The sequence below is a fragment of the Actinomadura spongiicola genome (assembly GCF_003432485.1).
GTDB lineage: Bacteria > Actinomycetota > Actinomycetes > Streptosporangiales > Streptosporangiaceae > Spirillospora > Spirillospora spongiicola.
Genome location: NZ_QVNQ01000016.1, coordinates 75,903 through 102,561, shown reverse-complemented (window position 1 = coordinate 102,561; position 26,659 = coordinate 75,903). Strand labels below are relative to the sequence as shown.

The 26,659-nt window shown below is 72.5% G+C and carries 23 protein-coding genes; 16 read left to right on the top strand and 7 right to left on the bottom strand.

Translation table 11 applies throughout. The features are described from left to right. The first annotated feature begins 5 nt into the window (after positions 1 to 5). Positions 6 to 866, top strand: a complete 861-nt coding sequence (locus D0T12_RS33870) for a spermidine synthase (protein ID WP_117405055.1) — start codon at positions 6 to 8, stop codon at positions 864 to 866. A gap of 131 nt (positions 867 to 997) precedes the next feature. After that, a complete protein-coding gene (locus D0T12_RS33865; RefSeq protein ID WP_233526458.1) occupies positions 998 to 3,007 on the top strand; it encodes an ATP-binding SpoIIE family protein phosphatase in 2,010 nt (669 codons plus the stop codon). A gap of 19 nt (positions 3,008 to 3,026) precedes the next feature. Here the strand turns inward: D0T12_RS33865 and D0T12_RS33860 are convergent, their stop codons facing one another. After that, positions 3,027 to 4,619, bottom strand: a complete 1,593-nt coding sequence (locus D0T12_RS33860; RefSeq protein WP_117405054.1) for a SpoIIE family protein phosphatase — start codon at positions 4,617 to 4,619, stop codon at positions 3,027 to 3,029. 139 nt (positions 4,620 to 4,758) lie between these two features. Then, positions 4,759 to 5,622, bottom strand: coding sequence for a DUF4253 domain-containing protein (locus D0T12_RS33855; protein WP_117405053.1), 864 nt, complete (start codon positions 5,620 to 5,622; stop codon positions 4,759 to 4,761). 255 nt (positions 5,623 to 5,877) lie between these two features. On the opposite strand from D0T12_RS33855, the gene D0T12_RS33850 reads away from it, so the two are divergent. Together D0T12_RS33850 and D0T12_RS33845 are read left to right on the top strand one after the other, a co-directional pair. Then, entirely contained in the window at positions 5,878 to 6,333 is a 456-nt protein-coding gene (locus D0T12_RS33850) for an NUDIX hydrolase (RefSeq protein WP_117405052.1), read from the top strand. A 65-nt stretch (positions 6,334 to 6,398) separates the two neighbouring features. Further along, positions 6,399 to 8,738, top strand: a complete 2,340-nt coding sequence (locus D0T12_RS33845) for a penicillin acylase family protein (protein WP_117405051.1) — start codon at positions 6,399 to 6,401, stop codon at positions 8,736 to 8,738. A 9-nt stretch (positions 8,739 to 8,747) separates the two neighbouring features. Here the strand turns inward: D0T12_RS33845 and D0T12_RS33840 are convergent, their stop codons facing one another. Continuing rightward, positions 8,748 to 9,410, bottom strand: coding sequence for a TetR/AcrR family transcriptional regulator (locus D0T12_RS33840; protein ID WP_117405048.1), 663 nt, complete (start codon positions 9,408 to 9,410; stop codon positions 8,748 to 8,750). Positions 9,411 to 9,483: 73 nt separating this feature from the next. Between D0T12_RS33840 and D0T12_RS33835 the strand changes: the two genes are divergently transcribed. Continuing rightward, entirely contained in the window at positions 9,484 to 11,061 is a 1,578-nt protein-coding gene (locus D0T12_RS33835; protein WP_117405047.1) for an ABC-F family ATP-binding cassette domain-containing protein, read from the top strand. Positions 11,062 to 11,131: 70 nt separating this feature from the next. Beyond that, complete coding sequence (locus D0T12_RS33830; protein WP_233526457.1) at positions 11,132 to 11,995, top strand: alpha/beta hydrolase; 864 nt, start codon at positions 11,132 to 11,134, stop codon at positions 11,993 to 11,995. Here D0T12_RS33830 and D0T12_RS33825 read toward each other — a convergent pair whose 3' ends face one another. Next, positions 11,996 to 12,931, bottom strand: coding sequence for a LysR substrate-binding domain-containing protein (locus D0T12_RS33825; protein ID WP_117405046.1), 936 nt, complete (start codon positions 12,929 to 12,931; stop codon positions 11,996 to 11,998). 105 nt (positions 12,932 to 13,036) lie between these two features. Between D0T12_RS33825 and D0T12_RS33820 the strand changes: the two genes are divergently transcribed. From D0T12_RS33820 to kynU, 7 genes are read left to right on the top strand one after another with little or no spacing between them, the layout of a single operon-like run. After that, on the top strand, positions 13,037 to 14,473 hold the full coding sequence (locus D0T12_RS33820) for a 2-hydroxymuconic semialdehyde dehydrogenase (RefSeq protein ID WP_117405045.1): 1,437 nt from the start codon (positions 13,037 to 13,039) through the stop codon (positions 14,471 to 14,473). 11 nt (positions 14,474 to 14,484) lie between these two features. Continuing rightward, complete coding sequence (locus tag D0T12_RS33815; protein WP_325050863.1) at positions 14,485 to 15,270, top strand: 2-keto-4-pentenoate hydratase; 786 nt, start codon at positions 14,485 to 14,487, stop codon at positions 15,268 to 15,270. Further along, a complete protein-coding gene (locus D0T12_RS33810; protein ID WP_117405043.1) occupies positions 15,270 to 16,013 on the top strand; it encodes a 2-keto-4-pentenoate hydratase in 744 nt (247 codons plus the stop codon). The genes D0T12_RS33815 and D0T12_RS33810 overlap by 1 nt, the downstream gene beginning before the upstream one ends. After that, entirely contained in the window at positions 16,010 to 16,456 is a 447-nt protein-coding gene (locus D0T12_RS33805; protein WP_233526456.1) for a RidA family protein, read from the top strand. Before D0T12_RS33810 ends, D0T12_RS33805 begins: the two co-directional genes overlap by 4 nt. Before the next feature lie 12 nt (positions 16,457 to 16,468). After that, entirely contained in the window at positions 16,469 to 17,041 is a 573-nt protein-coding gene (locus D0T12_RS33800) for a 3-hydroxyanthranilate 3,4-dioxygenase (RefSeq protein WP_117405042.1), read from the top strand. A 10-nt stretch (positions 17,042 to 17,051) separates the two neighbouring features. Further along, on the top strand, positions 17,052 to 18,086 hold the full coding sequence (locus tag D0T12_RS33795; protein ID WP_117405040.1) for an amidohydrolase family protein: 1,035 nt from the start codon (positions 17,052 to 17,054) through the stop codon (positions 18,084 to 18,086). Beyond that, positions 18,083 to 19,339 (top strand): kynureninase, encoded by a 1,257-nt coding sequence (kynU, locus tag D0T12_RS33790; RefSeq protein ID WP_117405038.1) that lies wholly within the window; start codon positions 18,083 to 18,085, stop codon positions 19,337 to 19,339. The genes D0T12_RS33795 and kynU overlap by 4 nt, the downstream gene beginning before the upstream one ends. Positions 19,340 to 19,350: 11 nt before the next feature. Here kynU and D0T12_RS33785 read toward each other — a convergent pair whose 3' ends face one another. Continuing rightward, positions 19,351 to 20,523, bottom strand: a complete 1,173-nt coding sequence (locus D0T12_RS33785; protein WP_117405036.1) for an MFS transporter — start codon at positions 20,521 to 20,523, stop codon at positions 19,351 to 19,353. Positions 20,524 to 20,596: 73 nt separating this feature from the next. Here D0T12_RS33785 and D0T12_RS33780 point away from each other — a divergent pair, with 73 nt between their 5' ends. Further along, entirely contained in the window at positions 20,597 to 21,616 is a 1,020-nt protein-coding gene (locus D0T12_RS33780) for an ROK family transcriptional regulator (RefSeq protein WP_233526455.1), read from the top strand. Here the strand turns inward: D0T12_RS33780 and D0T12_RS33775 are convergent. Together D0T12_RS33775 and D0T12_RS33770 are read right to left on the bottom strand one after the other, a co-directional pair. Further along, a complete protein-coding gene (locus tag D0T12_RS33775) occupies positions 21,613 to 22,287 on the bottom strand; it encodes a response regulator (protein WP_117405103.1) in 675 nt (224 codons plus the stop codon). The genes D0T12_RS33780 and D0T12_RS33775 overlap by 4 nt on opposite strands. Before the next feature lie 25 nt (positions 22,288 to 22,312). Then, complete coding sequence (locus tag D0T12_RS33770; protein ID WP_117405032.1) at positions 22,313 to 23,563, bottom strand: sensor histidine kinase; 1,251 nt, start codon at positions 23,561 to 23,563, stop codon at positions 22,313 to 22,315. Between the two features lie 156 nt (positions 23,564 to 23,719). Between D0T12_RS33770 and D0T12_RS33765 the strand changes: the two genes are divergently transcribed. Continuing rightward, entirely contained in the window at positions 23,720 to 24,352 is a 633-nt protein-coding gene (locus tag D0T12_RS33765) for a class I SAM-dependent methyltransferase (protein ID WP_117405029.1), read from the top strand. A 303-nt stretch (positions 24,353 to 24,655) separates the two neighbouring features. Further along, positions 24,656 to 26,632: a threonine--tRNA ligase gene (gene thrS, locus D0T12_RS33760; protein WP_233526454.1), complete on the top strand. Its 1,977-nt coding sequence runs from the start codon at positions 24,656 to 24,658 to the stop codon at positions 26,630 to 26,632. Positions 26,633 to 26,659: the final 27 nt, after the last annotated feature.

Below are 26,659 nucleotides of genomic sequence, written 5' to 3'. Positions count from 1 at the left end.
GGGCCATGGCACGCAAGGGCAGGCGCGGACCCCGGGCGAACCTGTACCCGATCGACACGGGCGAGGCCGAGCTGCTGCGTGACGCCGACCGCGACGGCGGCTGGATGCTGCTGGTCGGCGGCGTGCCGCAGTCGTACGTCGACCTGTCCGACCCCACCTACCTCGACTTCGAGTACATGCGGCTGATGGGCGACGTCGTCGACTCGCTCGGCGTGGCCGGGCAGGCGTTCGACGCGGTCCACATCGGAGGCGCGGGCTGCACGCTGGCGCGCTACATCGCCGCGACCCGGCCGGGGTCCCGGCAGGTCGTGCTGGAGCCTGACGCGGGGCTGGTGCGGCTCGTCCGGGAGCAACTGCCGGTGAAGGGCGTGCCGGGCCTGCGGATCCGCGTCACCGACGGCCGCGCCGGTGTCGCCGCCCTCGCCGACGCCGCCGACGACCTCGTCGTCATGGACGCGTTCGCCGAGGCGTCGATGCCGCCCGACCTCGCGACCCGCGAGTTCGTCGTGGACGCGGCGCGGGTGCTGCGTCCGCACGGCGTCTACCTGGTCAACGTCGCCGACGGGTTCCGGTTGCCGTTCGCCCGCCGCGTCACCGCCACCATCCGGTCGGTGTTCCGCCACACGCTGCTGATGGGCGACCCGGGCGTGCTGCGCGGCCGCCGGTTCGGCAACCTCATCGTGGCGGGGTCACGGGAACCGCTCCCGGTGGACGTGCTGCGGCGCCGCGCCGCGGGCGGCGCCGTCCGGGCCCGGCTGCTCGACGGCGGCGACCTCGCCGCGTTCAGCGCCGGCGCCGCGCCCCTGCGCGACGGCGAGGAGATCGTCGCGCCGGTCCCGCCGCCGCAGGTCTTCGGGAAGGCGTGAGCCGCGCCGCCCGGGGAGGGGACGCGCCGGTCCTCGTCACCGGAGCGGGCGGCGCGCCCGGTCGCCCACCGACATCTGCCTACCGTTCCGTATCGGCCGCACGCGCCGCGGCCATGTCCCATAATCGAGCGATGGAGTCGTCCACCCGAATTCTGATTCTCGGCATGGATTCGTCGGGGAGGGTACTCCAGTTCGACCGCAATGCCGCGGCCGTTCTGTCCCCGGACGGGAACGGCCTGCTGGGCGCGCATCTGGACGAGATCATCCCAGGTGCGCGGGAACCGCTGCTTGGGGCGTTGAAGGCCGGACGGGAACGCACCACCATGCTCGCCATGGAGACCGCGTCCGGCGGGACGCTCGACGCGGTCGTCACCGTCCACCCGCTGAACGGCTCCGCGCCCGAGATCGCGGCGCTCGCCGTCGTCCGGGTTCCGGTGCCCCTCGCCGACCGGTTCGTCGACCCCGCCGTCATCCGCAGGGCGCTGCTGGACGACGCGCTCCCGCGCATCGGCTCCACCCTCGACCTGGAGATGCTGGCGCGCGGCCTGATGGACGTCCTGGTCCCGCACTTCTGCAACTCCGGCGGGCTGCTCCTGCTGGAGAGCCACCTCGACGCCGACGAGCAGCCGGACGGTCCGGACGGCCCGCAGCTGCGCCGGATGGCCATCGGTTTCGACGACGACGATCCGGCGTGGGACGCGACGTTCCCCACCGGCGAGTCCGTCGTGTACCCGCCCGGCACCCCGTACGCGCAGTGCGTCGTCTCCGGCGAGGCGGTGCTGCGCGCCCTCGGCGGCGACGGTGCGGCGGCCCTCGCCGCCGACCTGCGCCGCCCACCGGTCGGCGACCTGTTGAAGGGCGCCTCGATGCTGCTGCTGCCGATCACGTCGGCGGCGGGCGTCCTCGGCTTCTTCGTCTGTACGCGGACCGTCGCGCACCGCCCGTTCGACGCCTACGACGTCGAGATCGGGATGGAGTTCGCCAACCGCGCGTCCATCTTCATCGAGAGCGCCCGGCAGTACTCGCGGGAGCGTGCCACCGCCCTCACCCTCCAGCGCAGCCTGCTGCCGACGGGCCTGTCGGCGCCGTCGCCGGTCGAGGTGCACCATCGGTACCTGCCGGGCAGCCGCCTCATCGAGGTCGGCGGCGACTGGTACGAGTCGATCGCGCTGCCCGGCGCGCGGGTCGCGCTCGTCGTCGGCGACGTGGCCGGGCACGGAGTCAAGGCCGCCGTCACGATGGGCAGGCTCCGCACCGCCATCCACACCCTCGCCGGGCTGGAGCTGCCGCCCGCGGAGGCGCTGGAACGGCTCGACTCGCTGATGCGCACCCTCGGCGAACGCGAACCGCACTTCGCGACCTGCGCCTACGTCGTCTACGACGCGGTCAGCGGACGGTGCGAGGTCGCCAGCGCGGGGCATCTGCCGCCGCTGCTCGCCCCGCCCGGCGCGGAACCGGAGTACCTGCCGGTGCCGCCCGCGCCGCCGCTCGGCGTCGGCGGCGACGGGCCCATCGTCAGCCGCGAGTTCACCGTCGAGGACGGAACCCTGCTGTTCCTCTACACCGACGGGCTGGTGGAGAACAGGGCCCGCGACATCGACGACGGCCTCGCCCGCCTGCGCGGCGTGTTCGGGGGCGGCGGCGCCCGATCGCTGGACGACCTGTGCCAGGCCGCCCTCGACGGCGTCTACGACGACGAGCACCGCGACGACATCGCGATGCTCGTGGCGCGCCTGGCGCGCATCCCCGCCGACCGGCACGCCACCTGGGAGCTGCCCGCCGAGCCCGCCGCAGTCCGCCGGGCCCGCGGCCTCGTCCGCGACCGGCTGTCCCGGTGGGGCCTCGACGACCTGGCCCACCCGACCATGCTGCTGGCGTCAGAGCTCGTCACGAACGCGATCCAGCACGCGGGCGGGCGGATCAGGCTGCGGCTGATCCGGGAGGGCGGCCTGGTCTGCGAGGTCTTCGACTCCTCCGACGGCCGTCCCCGCGTCCGCCACCGCGAGGACGGCGACATGAAGGAGTCGGGCCGCGGCCTCCACGTCGTCGGGCGCCTCGCCCAGCGCTGGGGCGTGCGCCGCACCGCCGAGGGCAAGGTCGTGTGGTGCGAGCAGGAACTGCCCCGGTCGCGGATGAACTGACGCCCTCCGGCGTGCCGGGTCACGGCCCGTCGCGGCGGACGACGACCAACGCGACGTCGTCCTCCCGGTGGCCGAACTCGGCGATGATCCGGTCGCCGTACCGTTCAAGCTCGTCGTCCACGTCCGCCGCCACGGTCCGCAACCGTTCCAGGTTGTCGGCGAGCGGGATGCCGCGATCCTCGACCAGCCCGTCCGTGAGCAGCACGATGGTGCCGCCGGGCGGGACGCGGGTCTCCTCCACCGCCACCCCGTCACCGAAGCCGGGTTCGCGCGGAAAGCCGAGCAGGAGACCACCGCCGCGGCCGTAGCGGGCGTGCCCGTCGGATATGTGCAGCGGGGGAAGGTGCCCGGCGGTGGCGATGTGCGCGGCGCCGCTCCGGGGATCCAGCGTCATCACGGACATCGTGACCGTCTGGTCGTCGTGGTAGCGGTGCAGCACGTCGTTGAGCAGGCCGAGGATCGTGACGGAGTCGTGGCCCTCGGCGGCGAAGGCGCGCAGCGCGTGCCGGACCTCCGCCATGACGGTAGCGGCGTACAGGGAGTGGCCCTGCACGTCACCGATGGCGACCAGCACCCGGTCGCCGAGGTCGAGGACCTCGTAGAAGTCGCCGCCGACCTCCGCCTGGTCGCTGGCGGGCTCGTACCGGACGGCCAGCGACCAGCCGGGCACGGACGGCAGCGACGCGGGCAGCAGGCTGTGCTGGAGGGTGAGCGAGGTCAGATGCTCCTCGGTGTAGGAGCGCAGCGCCTCCATCGCGAGCGCCACCGCCTGCCCGAGCTGGCGCAGCAGGTTGGTGTCGTCCTCCGTCCGCGCGCCGCGGACGCCGACCGCGATGCCGATGGGCGGACGGTCGTGCTTGAGCCTCGACACCACGAGCATGAGGTCGTCGTCGGCGACGCTGTCGGGCAGCAGCTCCAGCCACCGCCGCAGCGGCACCCGCGCGACCTCGGTGCCGGTGTCGTCGCCGAGTCTCGTCAGCGCGGCGATCCGCGCCGGGATCTCCGGCGGGCAGTCGCGGCGCCACGGCCCGATGCCGAACTCGATGGTGCGCCGCACCCGGCCGTCCGGCGGCAGCACGAACACCGACGCCGGCACCCCGAAGATGGCGAAGGCGCCGCGGGCGGCGACCGCCGCCAGGCCGTCGAAGGACGTCGCCGCGTTGATGTCCAGGGACGTGCGGGTGAGCTCGGCCATCCGGGCGGCCATCCGTTCGGCGCGGCGCAGCGCCTGGTAGTAGCGCAGCACCGCCTCGACCGTCGCGAGGAACTCGCCGGGGTCGATCGGGTCGACCATGTAGGCGTCGGCGCCGCGCCGCAGCCCCTGGGCGCGGTCGGCGACGTCCACGGCCTGCGCGGAGATGTGGATGACGGGCAGCGCCCTGGTGTCCGGCGCCGCCTTGATCCGCTCGCAGACCTCGATTCCGCTCATGTCCGGCAGCCGCACGTCCAGCACCACGAGGTCGACGGCGTGTTCGGTGAGCCGGACCCAGGTCTCCGCCGCGGTCGTGGCCTCCACCACGGTGTGGCCCGCGCGCCGCAGCCAGCCGCCGATGGTGCACCGCTCGGTGTCGTTGTCGTCGACCACCAGCGTCGTGGTCGCGGCGGTCGTCATGGGGCGATCCGGTCGCGCCACCCGGTGCTCACCCGCCCACCGTAATCGCCGTTCCGGTTCGGGGCCATCGGGCATGACTTGGACGTTTACGTGGGATGACCGCCTTTTTGAGTTCGGTGGCTCGGTTGCTCCGTGTGGGTCAGTCCCACCAGAAAGACCAGTTCGTTTTGCCGCGTATCTCCTCGGCGTACCCGGCGAGGGTTCCCGGGCCCTGGAAGAGGATGTCGGGGCAGAACGCCCAGTGTTCGGCCGCGACATGGACGGCGTGCCGGGTCGTGATCGGTGGCGCCGCGACGCTGAGCTCCAGGGTGTTGAACCCCAGCGCGACGACGCGGGCGCCGAAACGGTCCTCCCAGCCGCGCAGGACGGCGGCGAGCGGCGCGGTCCACTCGTTGTGGTTGAGCGCGCCCTGCCAGCCGACCGCGGCCAGCGCGTCGGCGCCGCGCTCCACCGCGGCCAGGCCCAGCGACAGGCCGCGCTCGGCGAGGACGCGGGCGTACCGGTCGGCCACCGCGTCCGGGTCGTCGACCGGGACGCCGGGCGGCGCGAGCCCGGGGCAGTGCCGCCCGAACGGGGCCAGGTCGTCGAGGTCCTCGGGGGCCGCCTGCTCCGCCCAGTCCGACCACACCTCGGACATGAAGGCGTGCGGGACGTAGTTCCCGACCTCCACCACGGGCTCGGGGGCGATCTGCCCGGACGCCCACGGCTGGTCGGTCTCGTCCATCAGCAGCGGCCAGAGTCCCGAGCGGGCGTGCTCGGCGCGCAGCCCGGCCCACAGCTCACCGTGGACGGGCTCCTCGCTCAGCCAGAACGCGGGACGCAGCGGCAGCAGGCGCTGCGGATACCCGGGGTCGGGCCAGACCAGGTCCCCCTCGGGGAGCGGCACCGACAGCGTCCGCTCGGCAGCGTCGACGGCGCGGCCGCCGAGCCCGTCGCCGCGTCCCGACGGGTCGAACAGCCGCGCCAGATCGCCCGGCAGCCGCCGGACCTCCAGATCATCCATTTCACGCCGTTCCGATACAGAGCACGCCAACAGGATCTTGGCACTGGTGATGGTAACGGCGCCGGGGCCCTGCGTGTCGGCTACTCGACGCGGACGGTCACCGTCCGCCGCGAAACCGCACGGCCGATCACCGGCGTGCGCGATGATGGCGGGGCGGGTCGCCGCTCGACGGGCCACCCGCTTCGACAGCCCGACCGGGAAGAGGGACGACGCTCGAAGTGGATCTGCCGTGCGGATCGTGATCGCCGAGGAGTCATGACGGAGCGGCCCCCGGTCAGGCGCGCGGTGCGCGCCCTCCTGCTGGACGGCGACGCGCTCGTCCTGCTGCGCCGCACCCGTCCGGACCGTCCCGTCTACTGGACGACCCCCGGCGGCAAGATCGAACCCACGGACGCGAGCCCCGAGGCGGCGCTGCGACGCGAGCTCGACGAGGAACTCGGTGCCACCGCCGGGCCCGTCCGGCAGGTCTTCGCCTGCGGCGAGCAGACTCCCGAGCTGTTCCGCCTGAACACCTTCTACGTGTGCCGCCTGGTCTCGATGGACCTGTCCCGCAGGCACGGCCCCGAGTTCGACGACCCGACCAAGGGCCGCTACGACGTCGACCACGTGCCGTGCACGGCCGCCACCCTCGCACCCATCGCCCTGATCCCCGAAACGCTCGCCGCCTACCTCCAGGACCACGCCGAGGACCTTCCCTCACTCATCCCCTAGGAGGGTTGTCAGAGACGCGGGCCTGTGCGAGCTTGGCAGAGCCTTCATGATCAAGGAGATCTCGGATGTTACGTACCTCCCTGCGCATGGCCGGAGCCGCCGTGCTCGCCGCGGCCCTTCTCGCACCCGGAACGTCGTCCGCCGCGGCGGAGAACGGGCGGGGCCCGTCGGTCACCATCCGGTACACCGAGTACGGCATCCCCCACATCACCGCGTCGAGCCACCGGGCTCTCGGATACGGCACCGGCTACGCGGCGGCGAAGGACAACATCTGCCTGCTCGCGCAGGGCGTCGTCACCCTGCGAGGGGAACGCTCACGGTACTTCGGCCCGGACGCCGCCCCCGACGGGTCGCTGTCCTCCGCGTCGACGAACCTCGCCAGCGACGTCTTCTTCACCCGGATCAACGACAGCGGCATCGTCGAGCGGCTGGCCGACAGGCCCGCCCCCCACGGGCCCGCCGCGCAGGTACGCGAGCTGGCCCGCGGCTGGGCCGCCGGATACAACCGGTACCTCCGCGAAGGTGAGATCACCGATCCCGGTTGCAAGGACGCGCCGTGGCTGCGTCCCATCACCGAACAGGACGTGCACCGCCGCATGTACGCCCTGGCCGTGTTCATCGGCTCCGGCCTGGTCGCAGACGGCGCCGTGTCGGCGACCCCGCCCGGTGAGGTCGCCCCGACGCCGGACCAGCCTCGACAAGAGGCCGTCGAGGCGGCACGGAAGCTCCTCGCGGGCGCCGACATGGGCAGCAACGCGATCGCGGTCGGCGCGAAGGCCACCGCGAACCGGCGGGGCCTGCTCCTCGGCAACCCGCACTACCCGTGGCACGGCGGGCGGCGTTTCTGGCAGGCACACCAGACGATCCCCGGGAAGCTGAACGTCAGCGGCGCCACGCTCCTCGGGTCGCCACTGGTCAACATCGGCCACAACGCGACGTTCGCGTGGAGCCACACGATCGCCACCGGCCTCCCGTTCGCGTTGACCGAACTGCGCCTGGCGCCGGGCGACCCGACGTCCTACCTCGTGGACGGTGAAGCGCGGAAGATGACCAAGGACGAGGTCACCGTCCAGGTCAAGCAGCGGGACGGTTCTCTGAAGCCGGTCACCAAGACGCTGTGGCGCACTCACTACGGGCCTGTCGTGTCATCCGTCGACGACATCGAGCTTCCGTGGACGAACCAGACCGCCCACGCCGTCATCGATCCGAACGCGACCAACCTGCGGGTGGCGAACACGTCACTGGCCCTGGGCGAGGCCCGCACCACCGACGCTGCCGTCCGCGCGCTGAAACGGACTCAGGGACTGCCCTGGGTCAACACCATCGCCGCCGACGCCCGCGGCAAGGCGCTGTTCGCGCAGATCCAGGTGTTGCCCAACATCCCCGACGAGTTCGCGGGCCGGTGCAACACCCCCCTCGGCCGCGAACTGTTCCGGGCGGCCGGTCTGGCGGTGCTGAACGGCGCCGACTCGTCCTGCACCCCCGGGAAGGCCCCCGGCGCCGTTCAGCCGGGCATCCTGGGCACCGACCGCTACCCCGTGCTGACCCGCGGCGACTACGTCACCAACTCCAACGACAGTCACTGGCTGTCGAACCCGGACGAACCGCTGACCGGCTACGACCGCGTCATCGGCAGTGAGAACACGATGCGGTCCCTCCGTACGCGAAGCGGCCTGATCGCCGTCCGGGACCAGCTCGCCAAGGGCCCGTTCACCCGCGCCGACATGCAGGACCTGATCTTCGCCAACCGCAGCACCGCGGGGGAGTTGGCGGTGTCCGGCACCGTCGCCATGTGCCGCGACATGGGGCTCGGGAAGGCCTGTGACGTCCTCGCCGCGTGGGACAGGACGGTCGACTCCGGGAGTCGCGGCGCCCTGCTCTTCGACCGTTACTGGCGGAGGACCGCCGCCGAGCGGGACCTGTGGAGGACACCGTTCGACGCGTCCGACCCGGTGAACACGCCACGCGACTTCAACCCCGGCTCACCGGCGGCACGTCGGGCCCTCCGGGACGCGGTCGACGAGCTGACGTCGTCCGGCATTCCCCTGGACGCGCCGCTCGGCGACCACCAGTACGTCACGCGCGACGGCGAGAGGATCCCGATCGGCGGCGGCACCGAGGCACTCGGCATCCTCAACAAGATCGACGGGCGGTGGACGCCGGGCAAGGGCTATGTCGAGATGGCGCACGGCACCAGCTACGTGCAGGTGGTCTCCTTCGACGGTGACCGCTGCCCCGACACGCGAACCCTGCTGACCTACTCCCAGTCGGCCGACCCCACGTCCCCGCACTACGCCGACCAGACCCGCCTGTTCTCGAAGAAGACGTGGGTGACCGAACGCTTCTGCGGCCGGGAGATCGACGCGGCCCCCGGCCTGAAGACCATCGAGCTCCGCGGGCCCTGACGCCGGGGGTCAGGGCCCGCGGGACAGACCGTCCAGGATGTAGTCCAGGCCTTGGGCGAACGCGGAGTCCCACTCGTCCCCGGGTAGGTGACCGTGCGCGGCGAGCGCCGGGTACCGGGCGCGGTTGCGGGCGAGATGCTCCCGCGCCGCCTCCTCCGCGGCGGGGTCGTCGTCGTTCCGCGCGCCGATCTGCATGAGCGCCGATCCGATGACGTAGTTCGCGACGGCGTACGCGGCGGCGGCCAGCCGGGGGCCGGTCACGCCCGTGGAGGCCAGGGCGGTGTACAGGACGTCGGTGCGAGCCAGGACGTTGGGGCCGAGCAGCGGGCGCCCGCCGAGCACCGCCGCCGACCAGGGATGGTCGAGCATCGCGCGCCGCCAGGCGGACATCAGCGCGACCACGTCGGCGCGCCAGTCCGGGCCCGGGTCGCGGAGCGGGACGTCGCCGAAGATGGCGTCGAGCGCCAGTTCCAGCACGTCGTCCTTCGTCTTGACGTGCCAGTACAGCGTCGTGGACCCGGTGTCGAGCCGTTCGGCGAGCCGCCGCATCGTCAACCGGGTGGTGCCCTCCTCGTCCAGCAGTGCCACGGCCTCCTCGACGATCCGCTCGCGGGTCAGGGGCGGCGCCTCCCGTCGAGGACGCCCCTTCCGCAGCCACACGCTCTCGGTCATGCCCCGCAGACTAGTACATTGAACGAGCACCGGATCATTGATCCAGTAACTCGAACACTGTACGAGGAGTTCTGTGGGGCATATCGAGGTGAGCCGTTTGACCTACGCGCTGCCCGACGGCCGCCCCCTGCTGGGCGACGTCTCGTTCCGCGTGGGAGACGGAGCCAAGGCCGCGCTCGTCGGCCCGAACGGGGCGGGCAAGACCACGCTGCTGCGGTTGATCGCGGGGGACGTCTCGCCCTCCGACGGCGTCGTGACGAGTTCCGGCGGCCTCGGCGTCATGCGCCAGTTCATCGGCGCCCTTCGCGATGACCGCACGGTCCACGACCTGCTGCTGTCGGTGGCCCCCGAGCGGCTGCGGAACGCGGCCCGCGCGCTGGCCCGCGCCGAGGGCGCGCTGGACGAGAGCGAGCGGAGCCAACTCGCCTACGCGCAGGCCATCACCGACTACGCGGACGCGGGCGGATACGACATCGAGGTCGTCTGGGACACCTGCGCGACGGCGGCGCTGGGCCGCCACTTCGACGAGGTGAAATCCCGTGGGGTGACCACGTTGTCAGGCGGTGAGCAGAAACGTCTCGTCCTGGAGGCACTCCTGCGCGGTCCCGATGAGGTCCTCTTGCTGGACGAGCCCGACAATTACCTGGATGTGGCGGGGAAGGAATGGTTGGCCGAAAGGCTCCGCGCCACGAGCAAGACCATTCTGTTCGTGTCGCACGATCGGCAGTTGCTCGCGGACGCCGCGGACCGGATCGTCACCGTGGAATCGCGTGACGTGTGGGTGCACGGCGGCGGCTTCGCGGGCTACGCTCAGGCCCGCCGTGACCGCACCGAACGACTCCACGAGCTGCGCCGCCGCTGGGACGACGAGCACGCGCGGCTGAAACGGCTCGTCCACACTTTGCGGCAGCGCGCCACGAACAACGACGCGGTCGCGTCCTCCTACCAGGCCGCCCGGACCCGCCTGCAACGTTTCGAGGAGGCGGGGCCGCCGCAGAGCGCCCCCAAAGAACAGAATGTGCGCATGCGCCTGCGCGGAGGCCGCACGGGAAAACGCGCGCTCATTTGCGAGTCGCTCGAACTGAAGGGGTTGACGCGGCCGTTCGACGTCGAAGTCTGGTACGGCGAACGCGTCGCCGTCCTCGGTTCGAACGGCTCCGGGAAGTCGACCTTCCTGCGCCTGCTCGCGGGCGAGGACGTTCCCCACGGCGGCGCCTGTCGGCTGGGGGCGCGCGTCGTCCCCGGACACTTCGTCCAGACGCATGTGCGCCCCGATCTTCAGGGCCGCACACCCGCGCAGATCCTCATGGCGGAGAACGCGTTGACCCGCAACGAGGCCATGGCGGCGCTCGCCCGGTACGAGCTGGCCCCCGCCGGGTCGCGTCCGTTCGAGACGCTGTCCGGGGGACAGCAGGCCCGGTTGCAGATCCTGCTGCTGGAACTGTCGGGCGCGACCCTGCTCCTGCTGGACGAGCCGACCGACAACCTCGACCTGGCCAGCGCCGAGGCGCTGCAACAGGGCCTCGCCTCCTACGCGGGCACCGTCCTGGCCGTCACCCACGACCGCTGGTTCGCCGCCGACTTCGACCGCTACCTCGTCTTCGGTTCCGACGGGCGGGTGCACGAGTCGGCCACCCCGGTGTGGTCGTAGCCGACCGTTCCACGGTTGATCGTTTCGCCTCGGGGAGGCAGGCTGGGCCGGACGGCGAGGGGAGTTCGACGTGACCGACTGGCCGGGCAGTGAGCTGAGCGACGAGGAACTGGACGTCGCGTACAACGTGCGGCGGAAGGCGGGGCCGGAGCTCTTCGCACGGCACATGGCGCGATACCGGACGGAGTCCGAACGCGCCGTCGACGGCCTTCCCGGTCGTCCCGGCATCGTCTACGACGAGGAGAGCGGGGAACGGCTCGACGTCTGGGGCGTCGGCGGAGGCGAACCGCGACCGGTGTTCGTCTACCTGCACGGCGGGTACTGGATGGCACTGTCGCGGGACGTGTCGTCGTTCATGGCGCGGATGCTCCACGAGCAGGGCATCGCGACCGTCGTGCCCGACTACACGCTCGCGCCGAAGGCGACGCTGGAGGAGATCGTCCGGCAGGTGCGGGCGGCGGTCGCGTGGGTGCACCGGCGGGGCGGCGAGCACGGCCTCGACCCGGAGCGGATCGTGGTCGGGGGAAGTTCGGCGGGCGGGCATCTGACCGGCATGACGATGGTCGGCGGCTGGCAGGAGCGGTTCGGGCTGCCGGAGGACGTGGTGAAGGCGGCGATGCCGGTCAGCGGGCTGTTCGACATCCGGCCGATCACCCGGATCTACGTGAACGAGTACGTGCGGCTCGACCTGGAGCGGGCGGCGGCGTTGAGCCCCGCGCTCCTACCCGTGGGACGGCGGTGCCCGGCCGTGTTCGTCGTCGCGGAGAACGACGGGGACGGATTCCTCACGCAGTCACGGCTGTTCCAGCCGCACTGGGACGCCGGTGACCTGATGGTCGTCCCCGACCGCGATCATTTCGATGTCGTCCTCGACCTGGGCGACGCGGAGTCGGCGGTAGGCCGGGCGCTGGTGGATCTCGTGCGATCGGTGTGATCAGTCGCCCGACCCGCTGATCTCGATGGCCTCGCGGCGCAGATGGTCCAGCATCAGCCGGGCGGACGGCGTCGGCGACCGGTGCGCGGGCAGCGTGACGCCGACCTGGCGGCGGACGGTCTCCAGCGGGACGGGCAGCGGCGCGATGTCGGCGTCGGTCCGGGCCACCAGATCGGGCAGCGCGGCGATCATGTCGGTGTCGCGGACGAGGGTGCGGACGGTCAGGACCGAGGTGCACTCGACCAGGTTCCCGGGCGGGGACAGGCCCGCCGCGCGGAAGACCTGCTCCAGTTCGGCGCGCAGGGCGGTCTGCTCCAGCGGCAGCACCCACGGGTAGTCGAGCAGGTCGGCGAGGCCGAGGGAGCGCCGGGCGCGGGCGGGATGGCCGCGGCGGGCGACGAGGCGGACGGGTTCGCCGTAGAGGGTGATCTGGCGCAGCCCGCTGAGGTCGCCGATCGGGTTGAGGCGGCCGAGGATCAGGTCGATCTCGCCGTCGAGCAGCCGCGGGACCTGGGCGTCGAACGTGGCCTCCTGGACGATCACGGTGATGCCGGGACGGTCCCGCTTCAGCGCGGCGATCGCGCGGGGGAGCAGGACGTTCGACCCGGCGAGGAGCGTGCCGATGGTGACGGTGCCGACCGCTCCGTCCGCGAGGCCCGCGATGCGCTCCTCGGCGCGCCGCAGTTCGGCGAGGACGGCGCGGGCGTGCTCGATGAGGACGTCCCCGAACATCGTCGGCGTCACGCCGCGCGGCCCCCGGGTGAACAGTTCGACGCCGAGGACGCCCTCCACCTCCCGCAGGCTGCGGGTCACCGCGGGCTGCGCGAGCCGCAGGTGCTCGGCCGCCCGAAGGACGCTGCCCTGGTCGGCGATGGCGACCACGAGGACGAGGTGGCGGAGCTTCAGCCGCCCGTTGAGCAGGTCGATCGCGCGCATCTTCCCTTTGCTATCACGGTTTCGTGATAGCTCCATGGTTGATTGGTATTTGTCAGGCATAGCTTTCGGGCGGAGGATCGGACCGTCGGCCACGGGAGGGGAGCGATGAAGGCTGAGCACTACGTCGGCGGAGTGTTCCGTTCGGACGGACCGGTCTTCCCGCTCATCGGCCCCGGGGACGGCGCCGAGCTCGGCGCCGTCCCCGAGGCCACCCGGGAGGTCGTGGACGACGCCGTCACGGCGGCCCGCTCCGCCCTGCGCGGCCCGTGGGGCGCGGCGAGCGTCGAGGACCGGGCCGCCGCGCTGAGGGCCGTCGCGGACGGGATCCAGGCGCGGTTCGACGAGTTCGTCGACGCCGAGGTCGCCGACACCGGCAGGCCCAGCGAGTTCGCCAGGACGGTCGACGTCCCGCGCGCCGTCGGCAACTTCCGCGCGTACGCGGACCTGCTGTATGGACGTCCCGAACGCGCGTACACGACCCAGGTCCCCGGCTGGAGCGCGGGCACCGGGCAGGCGCTCAACTACACGGTGCGCCGACCGTTGGGCGTGGTGGCGGTCATCTCCCCGTGGAACCTGCCGCTCCTGCTGTCGACGTGGAAGATCGCTCCGGCGCTGGCGTGCGGCAACACGGTCGTGCTCAAACCGTCCGAGGAGACGCCGTCCACCGCGACCCTCCTGGCGCGGGTCATCGACGACGCGGGGCTGCCGGACGGGGTGTTCAACCTGGTGCACGGGCACGGCCCGGACGCGGCGGGCGCGTTCCTCACCGGGCATCCGGACGTGGACGCGATCGCGTTCACCGGCGAGTCCGCCACCGGCGCAGCGATCATGCGCGACGCCGCCGACCACGTCACCCCGGTCTCGTTCGAGCTGGGCGGCAAGAACCCGGCGCTGGTCTTCGCCGACGCCGACCTCGACGCCGCCGTGGACGGCACGGTCCGCTCCTCGTTCACCCACTCCGGGCAGATCTGCCTGTGCACCGAACGCGTCTACGTCGAGCGGCCGATCTTCGAGGAGTTCGTGACGCGGCTCGGAGAGCGGACGGCGGCGCTGGACGGCTACGGGCCGATGATCTCCGCCGAGCACCGCGACAAGGTCCTGTCGTACTTCCGGCTCGCCCGCGAGGACGGCGCCACGGTCGTCACCGGCGGTGGCACGCCGACGTTCGGGGACGAGCGGGACGGCGGCTTCCACGTCGAACCGACCGTCCTCACCGGCCTCCCCGAGACGTCCCGCGCCGTCCGCGAGGAGATCTTCGGCCCGGTCTGCCATGTCGCGCCGTTCGACACCGAGGACGAGGCGCTCGCCCTCGCCAACGACAGCCCGTACGGGCTCGCCTCGACGGTGTGGACGCGTGACCTGTCCAGGGCGCACCGGGTCGCGCCACGCGTCGAGACCGGGATCGTCTGGGTGAACTGCTGGAATCTCCGCGATCTGCGCACCCCGTTCGGGGGTGTCAAGGCGTCCGGAATCGGGCGGGAAGGGGGAGAGTACTCCCTGGACTTCTTCTCCGAACCCGTGAACGTGTGCATCCAGATCTGAGAGCGAACCCAGTGACCACGAACATCGAGACCGCCGCCGAACGGCTTCGCGGCGCCTACACGGACGGGGCGCCGTGCGCCCCCGTCCGCGACCTGATCACGACCGTGGACGACGCCTACGCCGTCCAGGACGCGCTGACCGGGACCTGGCTGGCCGCCGGCCGCCGCCTCGCCGGACGCAAGATCGGCCTGACGTCGCGCGCCGTCCAGGAGCAGCTCGGCGTGGACAGCCCCGACTTCGGGATGCTGTTCGCCGACATGGCCGTCCCGGACGGGGCGGAGATCCCCGCGGGCGCCGTCCTCCAGCCGCGCGCCGAGGCCGAGGTGGCGCTGGTCCTCGACCGGGACCTGACCCACGAGCGGCACACCGCCGCGGACGTGATCCGCGCGACCGCGTTCGCGCTGCCCGCCATCGAGGTCGTCGGCAGCCGGGTTCAAGACTGGGACATCACGCTCGTCGACACGGTCGCCGACAACGCCTCGTCCGGCATGTACGTGCTCGGGAACCGGCCCGTCCCGCTGAAGGACGTGGACCTGCGCCTGTGCGGGATGGTGATGGAGCGGCGCGGCGAACAGGTCTCCACCGGCAACGGCGCCGCCTGCCTCGGACATCCGCTGAACGCGGCGCTGTGGCTCGCCGACACGCTCGTCCGCGTCGGGCGCCCGCTGCGCGCCGGGGACACCGTCCTCACCGGCGCGCTCGGCCCCGTGGTCCCAGCCGCCCCCGGCGATGTGTTCGAGGCCCGCGTCGACGGCCTCGGTGACGTCCGCGTCGCGTTCGGGAAGGAGGAGGGCTGATGGTGGACGTGGACCTGCTGGCGCGGCGCCTCGACGACGCCGCCCGCGACCGCCGGACGATCGCGAAGCTCACCGACGACACCTCCCTGGACGTGCCGACCGCGTACGCGGTGCAGCGCGCCGGGATCGAGCGGCGCCGCGTCAGGGGCGAGCGGCCGGCCGGGGTGAAGATGGGGTTCACCAGCCGCGCCAAGATGGCGCAGATGGGCGTGGACGACGTCATCTGGGGCCTGCTCACCGACGCGATGCTCGCCGAGTCGTCGGTGGACGTGTCCCGCCTCGTCCACCCGCGGATCGAGCCGGAGATCGCCTACCTGATCGGCCGTGAGGTCCGCTCGGTCACCGACGTGGAGACGGCCGTGACCGGCGTCGCCGTCGGCTTCGAGGTGCTCGACTCCCGCTACCGGGACTTCTCGTTCACCCTCCCCGACGTCATCGCCGACAACGCGTCCGCCGCCCGGTTCGGGTTCGGGGCCTGGCACCCGCCGCGCGACGTGTCGAACGTGGGCCTGCTCCTGGAGATCGACGGGCGGGTCGCGCAGACGGGCTCGTCCGCCGCGATCCTCGGCGACCCGGCGCGGTCGCTGCGGGCCGCGGCCCGGCTCGCGCTCGCCGCGGGTCTGACGCTGGAACCCGGGTGGATCGTCCTCGCCGGCTCCGCCACCGTCGCCGTGCCGTTGCCGAAGGACGCGCACGTGCGGGTCACCGCCGCCGGGCTCGGCAGCGTGGAGGTGACCACATGACGGGCCGCATGACGGGCGGCGACGCGATCGTCGTCGCGGGCAAGGCCCGTCCACGGGGACGGTTCCCGCACGTGCGGCGCGCCGGTGACCTCGTGTTCGTGTCCGGGACGAGCGCGCGCCGCCCGGACGGGACGTTCGCCGGGGCGAGCACCGACGCGATGGGCGTCACCGACCTCGACATCCGGGCGCAGACCCGCGCGGTCATCGAGAACATCCGCGACCTCCTCACGGCCGCGGGCGGCGACCTGTCCGACCTCGTGAACGTCACCACCTACCTGGTCAACATGAACGACTTCGGCGGCTACAACGAGGTCTACGGGGAGTACTTCGACGAGACAGGCCCGGCCCGGACGACCGTCGCCGTCCACCAGCTCCCCCATCCGCACCTGCTCATCGAGGTTTCGTGCGTCGCGCACATACCCCCGCAAACCAGGGACCCGTAAGGAGGCCCGAGCATGAAGCTGCCGCAGTTGTCCTTCGGACGGCCGTTCAACTTCGAGTCGTGGATCGACGAGCATCGTGACCTGCTGAAGCCGCCCGTCGGCAACGTCCAGGTCTTCGACGACGCCGGACTGATCGTCATGGTGGTCGGCGGCCCGAACCAGCGGACCGACTTCCACGACGACCCGGTCGAGGAGTTCTTCTACCAGCTCAAGGGCAACATGGTGCTGCGCGTCATGGAGGAGGAGGGCCGCCCGCCGGTCGACGTGCAGATCAACGAGGGCGACGTGTTCCTGCTGCCGCCGCACGTCCGGCACTCGCCGCAGCGCCCCGAGGCCGGATCGATCGGCCTCGTCGTGGAGATCCCGAGGCCGGAGGGCACGCGGGAGGCGTTCGAGTGGTACTGCACCGAATGCCACCACCTCGTGCACCGCTCGGAACTCCAGGTCCGCTCCATCGTGGAGGACCTGCCGCCGGTGTTCCAGGGCTTCTACGACGGCGACCGCAAGTGCCCGAACTGCGGCGCCGTCCACCCGGGCAAGGAATGGCCCGCGAACATGGTGCCGACCACGGCGGCCCGGGTCTGACGGGGGCCCCGTGACGGTCATCGACGTTCACACGCACGTCTTCCCGCGCATCACCCGGAACGAGGGCGGGCTCCTCGGCGACGCGAACCGGCCGTGGCTCCGCGTGGACGGCGACGGCGCCGGCATGATGATGAACGGCGACGACGAGTACCGCCCGGTCGGGGAGGCGCTCTGGGACCCGGCCCGCCGCCTCGCCGACATGGACGCCGCGGGCGTGGACGTCCAGGCCGTCTCGTCCACCCCGCTCATGTTCGGGTACTCGGCGGAGCCGGAACGCGCCGCCGACTGGTGCGATCTGGTGAACGAGCGGATCCTCGCCTTCTGCTCCGGCGCGCCCGACCGGCTCCTGCCGCTGTGCCAGGTACCGCTCCAGGACCCGGCGCTCGCCTGCGACGTCGCGACCCGCGCGGCGGCTGCCGGGCACCGCGGCGTGCACATCGGCAACCACGTCGGCGACCGCAACCTCGACGACGACGGGATCACGGGGTTCCTCGCGCACTGCGCCCGCCTCGGGCTCCCGGTGCTGGCGCATCCTTGGGACATGTTCGGCGCCGACCGGATGCGCGACCACATGCTGCCGTGGCTGTGCGGGATGCCCGCCGAGACGCAGCTCAGCATCCTCGGGCTGATGCTGTCCGGGGCGTTCGAACGGATCCCGCCGTCGCTGCGGCTGTGCTTCTGCCACGGCGGCGGCAGCTTCGCGTTCCTGCTCGGACGGGCCGACAACGCCTGGCATCGACGCGACATCGTCCGCGCCGGTTCGCCGCGCCCCCCGTCGGAGTACGTCGACCGTTTCTTCGTGGACTCCGCCGTGTTCGACCCGCGCGCCCTGCGCCTGCTCGTCGACGTGATGGGCGCGGACCGCGTGATGCTCGGCACCGACTACCCGTTCCCCCTCGGCGAGCAAGATCCGGGAGCCACGATCCGGGCGTGCCCCGGGCTGGACGACGCCGAACGCGCCCTTCTCCTCGGCGGGAACGCGCGGGCGTTCTTCGCCGCCGCGCCCGCCGAAGGACTCCTCGCCACCGAAGGAAGCGCCCAGTGAACCTCGAACGGGAGGCGCGGCGGCTCGACGAGACCGACCCGCTGCCCACGCTGCGCGACGAGTTCCTCGTCCCGCCCGCCCCCGGCGGCGCCCACGCCGAGACGGCGTACTTCGCCGGGAACTCCCTCGGGCTCCAGCCGAGGACCGTCGCCGAACGCCTCCGCGAGGAACTGGACGACTGGGCGACGCTCGCCGTCGAGGCCCACACGCGGGGCCGCCGCCCCTGGGTGGACTACCACGAGCGGCTCCGCGAGCCCACGGCCCGCCTCGTCGGCGCGCGCCCGCACGAGGTCGTCGCGATGAACTCGCTGACCGTCAACCTGCACCTGATGATGGCGAGCTTCTACCGGCCCGCCGGGACGCGCACCCGCATCGTCATCGAGGACTCCGCGTTCCCGTCGGACTCGTACGCGGTCGCCAGCCAGGCCGTCCACCACGGCCTCGACCCGGCCCGGACGGTCGTGCGCCTCACGCCCCGCCCCGGCGAGGACGTCCTGCGCACCGAGGACGTCATCGCCCACCTCGAACGCCTCGGCGACACGGTGGCGCTCGTCCTGCTCGGCGGCGTCAACTACCTGACCGGCCAGCTCATGGGCATCCCGGCGATCACCAAGGCGGGCCGTGCCGCCGGGGCCGTCGTCGGCTGGGACCTCGCGCACGCCGCCGGGAACGTCCCGCTGCGCCTGCACGACTGGGACGTGGACTTCGCGGCCTGGTGCACGTACAAGTACCTCAACTCCGGACCCGGCGCCGTCGCGGCGTGCTTCGTCCACGAGCGGCACGTCCGGGACGCGTCCGTGCCGAAGCTGTCGGGCTGGTGGGGCACCGACCCGGCCGTGCGGTTCCGGATGGACCCGGACATCGCGCCGCCCGCGTCCGCCGACGCCTGGCAGCTGTCCAACCCGCCGATCATGGCGCTGGCGCCCGTCCTGGCCTCGCTGGAGATCTTCGACCGGGTCGGCATGGACGCGCTGCGCGCCAAGAGCGAGCGCCTCACCGGCTACCTGGCGTCCCGGCTCGCCTCCATCGAGGGTCTCGCCGTCATCACCCCTCCCGACCCGGCGGCCCGGGGCGCCCAACTGTCATTGCGGGTGGACGACGCGGGCGCCCTCGTCCGGCGGCTCGCCGAGACGCACGGCGTGGTCGCCGACGCACGCGAACCCGATGTCGTACGCCTCGCGCCCGTCCCCCTGTACTGCACGTTCCACGACTGTCACCGCGCCGCCGAAGCCCTCCACGACCTCCTCCCCTGAGCCGCGTGCGACTAGGGGAGCGGCGTCCTCGCGGGCTCGGACGCCGGTGCCGTCGTGGTGGCGCGGGGGCGGAGGGCGCCCGCTGAGAGGGTCATCACCGCGACCACGCAGATGATCATTGCGAAGGCGGCCGGGTAGGAGAGGGCTCCGGCGGTCCAGCCGGTGATGCCGGGGGCGGTCAGGGTGGACAGGTAGGTGATCGTCGCGACGCCCGCGACGCCCTCGCCGGGCGTCGAGCCGGTGTCGGCGGCGGCCGCGAAGACGAGCGGCACGACCGTCGCGACCCCGACGCCGAGCAGCGCGAACCCCACGATGGCGGGCCACGGCGACCGGGACGCCACCACCAGCACGCCGCCGAGGACGGCGACCGAGCCCCCGCACCGGACGACCGTCGCCGCGCCGACCCGCCGCACGAGGTGGTCACCGAGCAGCCGCGTGCCCGCCATGCACGACATGAAGATCGTGAAGGCGGCGGCCGCGAGGCCGGGGCCCGCGTCCGTCACCTCGGTGAGGTACACGGCGGCCCAGTCGGCGCTCGCGCCCTCGGCGAAGGTGCCGCAGAACCCGACGACGCCGATGCCGAGGACGGCCCGCGTCGGCAGCGCGAAACGGCGCGGCGCGGGGACGCCCTCGGACGACCGGTCCGCGAGCAGGTCGCGTCCGGCCAGGGCGCCCACGGCGAGCAGGACGGCGGCGACGGCGCCGAGATGGAGCCGGGCGTCCACGCGGGCGTGCGCGGCGAGGATGCCGACGCCGCCCGCCGCCAGGCTGCCGATGCACCAGAGGCCGTGCAGCCCGGAGATGATCGGGCGCTTGAGATGCCGCTCCACCCGGACGCCGTGACCGTTCATCACGACGTCGCACATGCCGGACGTCGCGCCGTACATCAGCATCACCGCGAACAACCAGACGGGCGCGGGGGCGAGCGCGGGCAGCGCGAGGACCGCGCACCACGCGGTCAGCAGGAGGCGGACGGCGCGCCGCTCGCCGATCCGGTGCGCCGCGCGGCTCGCGGTCGGCATGGCGGTGAACGCGCCGATGGACGGGCACAGCAGGGCGATGCCGAGGACGGTGGGGGAGAGGTCGAGCCGGTCCTGGATCCAGGGGATGCGGGTGGCGAGGGTTCCGGCCACGGCCCCGTGGACGGCGAACACGATGCCGATGGCGCGGTGCTGAGGATGCATGGTTCCAGAAATTAACAGGTAGGGTTCCTGATGAAAAGAGAAATACGCAGGCTCCCTGACTAATATGGTCGGCGTGAAGACCGCCGACCCGACGATGGCCCGCGCGATCAACGACCGGCTCGCGCTCGACCTGCTGCTGGAGCGCGGCCCGCTGACCGCGCCGCAGCTGCGCGCGCTGACCGGGCTGTCCCGCCCGACCGTGTCCGACCTGATCGAGCGGCTGCGCGACGCCGGGCTGATCGAGGCGGCGGGGGAGAGCGGCGCCGACCGGCGGGGCCCGAACGCGCGCCTGTACGGGCTCGTCGCGGACCGCGCGCACGTGGCGGGGGTGAACCTGCGCCGGGACGCGTTCCACGTGAGCGTCGCCGACATCACCGGGAACGAACTCGGCGTGGTGTCGCGCCGGCTGCCGGACGACCCCGATCTGGTGGCGCTCATCGCCCAGGCCATCGCCGAGGCGGGCGGCGGACGCGTCCCGCACACGGTCGTCCTCGGCACCCCCGGCCTGATCCATCCGCGCACCGGACTCGTCAACGACAGCGGGGTCCACGGCTGGCGCCCCGACCTCGGCCCGGCGCTGCGGGGGCGGCTCGACAGCCGGGTGATCCTGGAGAACGAGGTCAACCTGTCGGCGATCGCCGAGCACCGCGGCGGCGTGGCGGTGGGACGCGACGACTTCGCCCTGCTGTGGATCGACGACGGCGTCGGCGCGGCGATCGTCCTGGACGGTCGGCTGCGGCGCGGCGCGTCCGGCGGCGCGGGCGAGGTCGCGCTGCTCAGGTTCGGCGGCGAGGACTTCTGCTGCCTGATGGAGGCCGAGATCGCCCGCGACCTCGGCCCCGAGGCGCTCGCCGACAGGATCGTCCAGAGCGTGTTCGTGCTCGTCGCCGTCCTGGACCCCGGGCTGGTCGTGCTCGGCGGCGGGATCGGCCGCCGCGGCGGCGACCACCTCGCCGGGCTGGTCGCCGAACGGCTCGCCGCCATTTCGCCCGCCGCCACCGAGATACGGCCCAGCGCCGTCGAGGGCGACACCATCCTCCGGGGCGCGGTGCTGACCGCCCTCGACCTCGCCCGCGACGACGTGTTCGGCTAGCCGACCAGGCCGTTCTCGTAGGCGTAGACGACGGCCTGCGTGCGGTCGCGCAACGCCAGCTTGGTCAGCACGTGCCCGACGTGCGTCTTGACGGTCTGCTCGGCCAGCACCAGCTCGGCGGCGATCTCGGCGTTGGACAGCCCGCGGGCGATCAGCCGCAGCACGTCCAGTTCCCGTGGCGTGAGCGCGGCGGTCGCCTTCGGGCTCGGCCGCTGGTGGCGGCGGCGCCGCGCGAAGTCGCCGATCAGACGGCGGGTGATGGACGGGGCGAGCAGCGCGTCCCCGCCCGCGACGACCCGCACGCCGTTCACCAGGTCCGCCGCGGAGGCGTCCTTCAACAGGAACCCGCTGGCTCCGGAGCCGAGCGCCTCGTAGACGTACTCGTCCAGGTCGAACGTCGTGAGGATGAGGACCTTCGGCCGCGCGCCCGCCGGATTCCCGTCCGGGTCCGGCGGGCCGACCAGTTCGGCGGTGGCGGCGAGGCCGTCCATCTCCGGCATCCGGATGTCCATCACGACCACGTCGGGGTCGAGGCGGCGGGCCATCTCCACCGCCTCGCGGCCGTCGCCCGCCTGCCCGATCACCTCGATCCCGGGATCGGAGGACAGCAGCGCCGCGAGCCCGTCGCGGATCATCACCTGGTCGTCGGCGATCAGCACCCGAATCGTCACGGCGACCACACTACGGGCCCGAAGATCAGTCCGTGTCTCCGTAGGGCAGTTCCGCGACGACCGACCAACCGCCGTCGCGCGGGCCGGCGTCGAGCCGGCCGTCCAGCATCGTCACCCGCTCGCGCATCCCGACCAGACCGTGCCCGCCGCCCTGCGACTCCTCCGGTGTGCTGCGCGGCCCGTCGTCGGCGACCGACACCGTCAACGCCTCCGCGCCGTACTTGATCTCGACGTGGACCCGGGCGCCGGGCGCGTACCGGGACGCGTTGCTCAGCGACTCCTGGACGATCCGGTACGCCGACAGGTCGACCCCCGTGTCCAGTTGCCGCGGCATCCCGACCACGACGGTCGCGACCGACAGCCCCGAGCGGCGGGCGGCGGCGGTCAGGTCGTCCAGCCGTTCCAGGCCGGGCTGCGGGGTCCGCTCGGCACCCTCGTCGTCCGCGCGCAGCAGCCCCACGACGCGCCGCGTCTCGGTGAGCGCCTCGCGCGCCGCGTCCCGCACCACCCCGAACGTCTGCTTCGCGGCGTCCGGCATGTCCGGGATCTTGTAGGGGGCGGCCTCCGCCTGCATCGCGATCACCGACATGTGGTGCGCCACCACGTCGTGCAGCTCCCGGGCGATGCGGGCGCGCTCCTCCAGGACCGCCTGCCGGGCGAGGTCCTGCCGGTGCTGCTCCTCGCGCCTGCGCAGCTCCTCCACGGCCGAGTGCCGGCCGCCGACCGCGTCGCCGAACGCCAGCGCGGTCAACGTGACCCCGGCGAGGATCATGCCGAACCAGCCCGGCATCCCGAACAGCACCGCGGGCGTCAGCACCCCGCAGACCGTGACCGCGCCGACGCCGACGCTGGTCTGCCGGTCCGCGCCGACCCCGGTGAAGAACAGGATGACGACCAGGGCGAGGATCGCGGTGACGGGCCACGGCATGAAGCCCGTCCCGTGCCGGACGAACACCGTCAGCAGCAGCCCGACGGCCGCGACCCGCCACGCGGCGAGCGGCCACCGCGCCGCGAAGATCAGCGGACCCGCCTGCAGCAGGCCGAGCGGCCAGGCGAGGCCCGGTCGCACGTCGTAGTCCACGATGGCGATGGCGGTGGACCCCGCGGTGAAGCCGATCGTCATCGCGAGCAGGACCACCAGGATCGGGACGCGCAGCGCGAGCCGGCCCGGCAGCAGCAGGACGGCCGGGTCGTCCCGGCCGGGGACGACGGCCGAGCGGACACCCGCGATCAGCTGGGAGCGGGCCCCGGACGAGGTGTGGTCTGCGTCGTTCATCGTGTGGTCGAGCCTAGAACGAACGGTCCAGCGACGGCCTGCCCCGGCGGAGGGAGATCCGACCCGCCTCCCTGGTATCAGCGCGGTATCGAACGCGGAGTCGATCCCGACGCGAACGATCTTGCGATGACCGGCGGGGCGACGGAGACTGCGGGAATGAGCGACCTGAGCCATCCGATCTTCGCCCGGCTCTATCCGCGCCTGGACGCCGGGTGCGCCAAGGCGGGCGGCGACGCCAACCGCGCCGAGCTGCTCGCCGGGGCGTCCGGCCGCGTCCTGGAGGTGGGCGCCGGTTACGGCGCCAACTTCGCGCACTACCCGCCGGAGGTCACCGAGGTCGTCGCCGTCGAACCGGAGCCGCGGCTGCGCGCCAGGGCCGCCCGCGCCGCCGCCCGGGCCCCCGTCCCCGTCACCGTCCGGCCGGGCCGCGCCGAGCGCCTCGACGTGGACGACGCCTCGTTCGACGTGGCGGTGGCGTCCCTCGTGCTGTGCTCGGTGCGCGATCCCGTCCGCGCGCTAGCCGAGTTTCGGCGCGTCCTGAAACCCGGCGGCGAGCTGCGCTATTACGAACATGTCCGGGCCCGGACACCGGGGAAGGTGCGCTTCCAGCGCTACGCCGATGTGGTGTGGCCGTTCCTCGTCGCGGGCTGTCACGTGTCCCGGCCGACGGACGAGTGGATCGTCGGATCAGGTTTCACCGTCCGGGAGGAGCGCCGGTTCGAGTTCCCCACCTCCGGCCGGGCCAACCCCGCCTCGCCGCACGTCATCGGCGTCGCCGTCCGAGACTGAGGATCGGCGGCCAAGCTGCTAGAATCGGACCCATGCCGCATGTGTTCGAGACGACGACGCCGGGTCACTCCCGGCGCGACGGCGGCATGTCCTGACACTGCACGCGGTGGGGCCCCGGGAGCGATCCCGGGGCCCCACCGCTGTCCGGGCCGCCTTCCGGGACCGCCCCCGTGCCCTCCACGACGAGAGGAACGGCACATGGAAGCGGATGCGTTCAGCGCGCGACCCGAGTCGATAGCATCGGAACCCGCCGATCCATCGCCACCCGGCCCATCACTCGGCCCATCACCACGAGGAGTATCCGTGTCCGAGCTGCGCATCACCCTCGACGGGAGCGAGCGGGCGGTGCCGGCGGGCACCACCGCGGGCCAGGCGCTGGACGCCGACGGCCGCACCGTCGTCGCCGCCCGGGTCGACGGCGAGCTGCGCGACCTGGCGTCCGAGCTCCGCGACGGCGACGTCGTCGAGCCCGTCGAGATCGGCTCCGCCGACGGCCGGGCGATCATGCGGCACTCCGCCGCGCACGTCATGGCGCAGGCCGTCCAGGAACTGTTCCCCGAGGCGAAGCTCGGCATCGGACCGCCCGTGGAGAACGGCTTCTACTACGACTTCGACGTCCCCGAGCCGTTCACCCCCGAGGACCTCAAGCGCGTCGAGAAGCGGATGCGCGAGATCGTCAAGCAGGGGCAGCGGTTCTCCCGCCGCGCCGTCTCCGACGACGAGGCCCGCGCCGAACTCGCCGCCGAGCCTTACAAGCTGGAGCTCATCGGGCTCAAGGGTTCCGGCTCCGCCGAGGACGCGGCCGAGGGCGCGAGCGTCGAGGTCGGCGGCGGCGAGCTGACCATCTACGACAACCTCGACGCCAAGTCCGGCGACCTGCGCTGGAAGGACCTGTGCCGCGGGCCGCACCTGCCGTCCACCCGGGTCATCCCCGCGTTCAAACTGATGCGGTCCGGCGGCGCCTACTGGCGCGGCAGCGAGAAGAACCCGCAGCTCCAGCGGATCTACGGCACCGCGTGGGAATCCAGGGAGAAGCAGGACGAGTACCTGCGGTTCCTGGAGGAGGCCGAGAAACGCGACCACCGCAGGCTCGGCGCCGAACTCGACCTGTTCTCCTTCCCGCCCGAGATCGGCAGCGGCCTCGCCGTCTTCCACCCGAAGGGCGGCGTCGTCCGCCGCGTCATGGAGGACTACTCCCGCAGGCGGCACGAGGAGAGCGGCTACGAGTTCGTCAACACCCCGCACATCACCAAGGGCGACCTGTTCGACACCTCCGGGCACCTCGGCTGGTACAAGGACGACATGTTCCCGCCCATGGAGGTCGACGGCGGCGACTACTACCTCAAGCCGATGAACTGCCCGATGCACAACCTGATCTTCAGGGCGCGCGGGCGTTCCTACCGCGAACTGCCGCTGCGGCTGTTCGAGTTCGGCTCGGTGTACCGGTTCGAGAAGTCCGGTGTCGTGCACGGCCTCACCCGCGTCCGCGGCATGACCCAGGACGACGCGCACATCTACTGCGCGCAGGAGCAGATGGTCGACGAGATCAAGGCCCTGCTCACCTTCGTCCTCGACCTGCTGCGCGACTACGGGCTGAACGAGTTCTACCTGGAGCTGTCGACCCGCGACGAGTCGGAGAAGTTCATCGGCTCCGCCGAGGACTGGGCGGCCGCCACCGCAGCGCTGGAGGAGGCCGCCGCGGACTCCGGGCTCGAACTCGTCGCCGACCCCGGCGGCGCGGCGTTCTACGGACCGAAGATCTCCGTGCAGGCCAAGGACGCCATCGGCCGGACCTGGCAGCTGTCCACCATCCAGGTCGACTTCAACCAGCCCAAGCGGTTCGGGCTGGAGTACCAGGCGGCGGACGGCACCCGCAAGCAGCCCGTCATGATCCACCGAGCGCTGTTCGGCTCGATCGAGCGGTTCTTCGGCGTGCTGCTGGAGCACTACGCGGGCGCGATGCCGCCGTGGCTGGCGCCGGTGCAGGCCGTCGGCATCCCGATCGGCGACGCCCACGTCCCGCACCTGCGGAGGGTCGCCGCGGAGCTTCGCGAGCGCGGCGTCCGCGTCGAGGTGGACGCCTCCTCCGACCGGATGCAGAAGAAGATCCGCAACGCGCAGAAGCAGAAGATCCCGTACATGCTGCTCGCGGGCGACGACGACGTGGCCAAGGACGCCGTGTCGTTCCGGTACCGCAGTGGCGAGCAGAAGAACGGCGTCCCGATCGCCGAGGCGGTCGACGAGATCGTCAAGGCCGTCGAGGCCCGCGTCCAGATCTGACGCCACGCACTGTTCGAAGGACGGCGG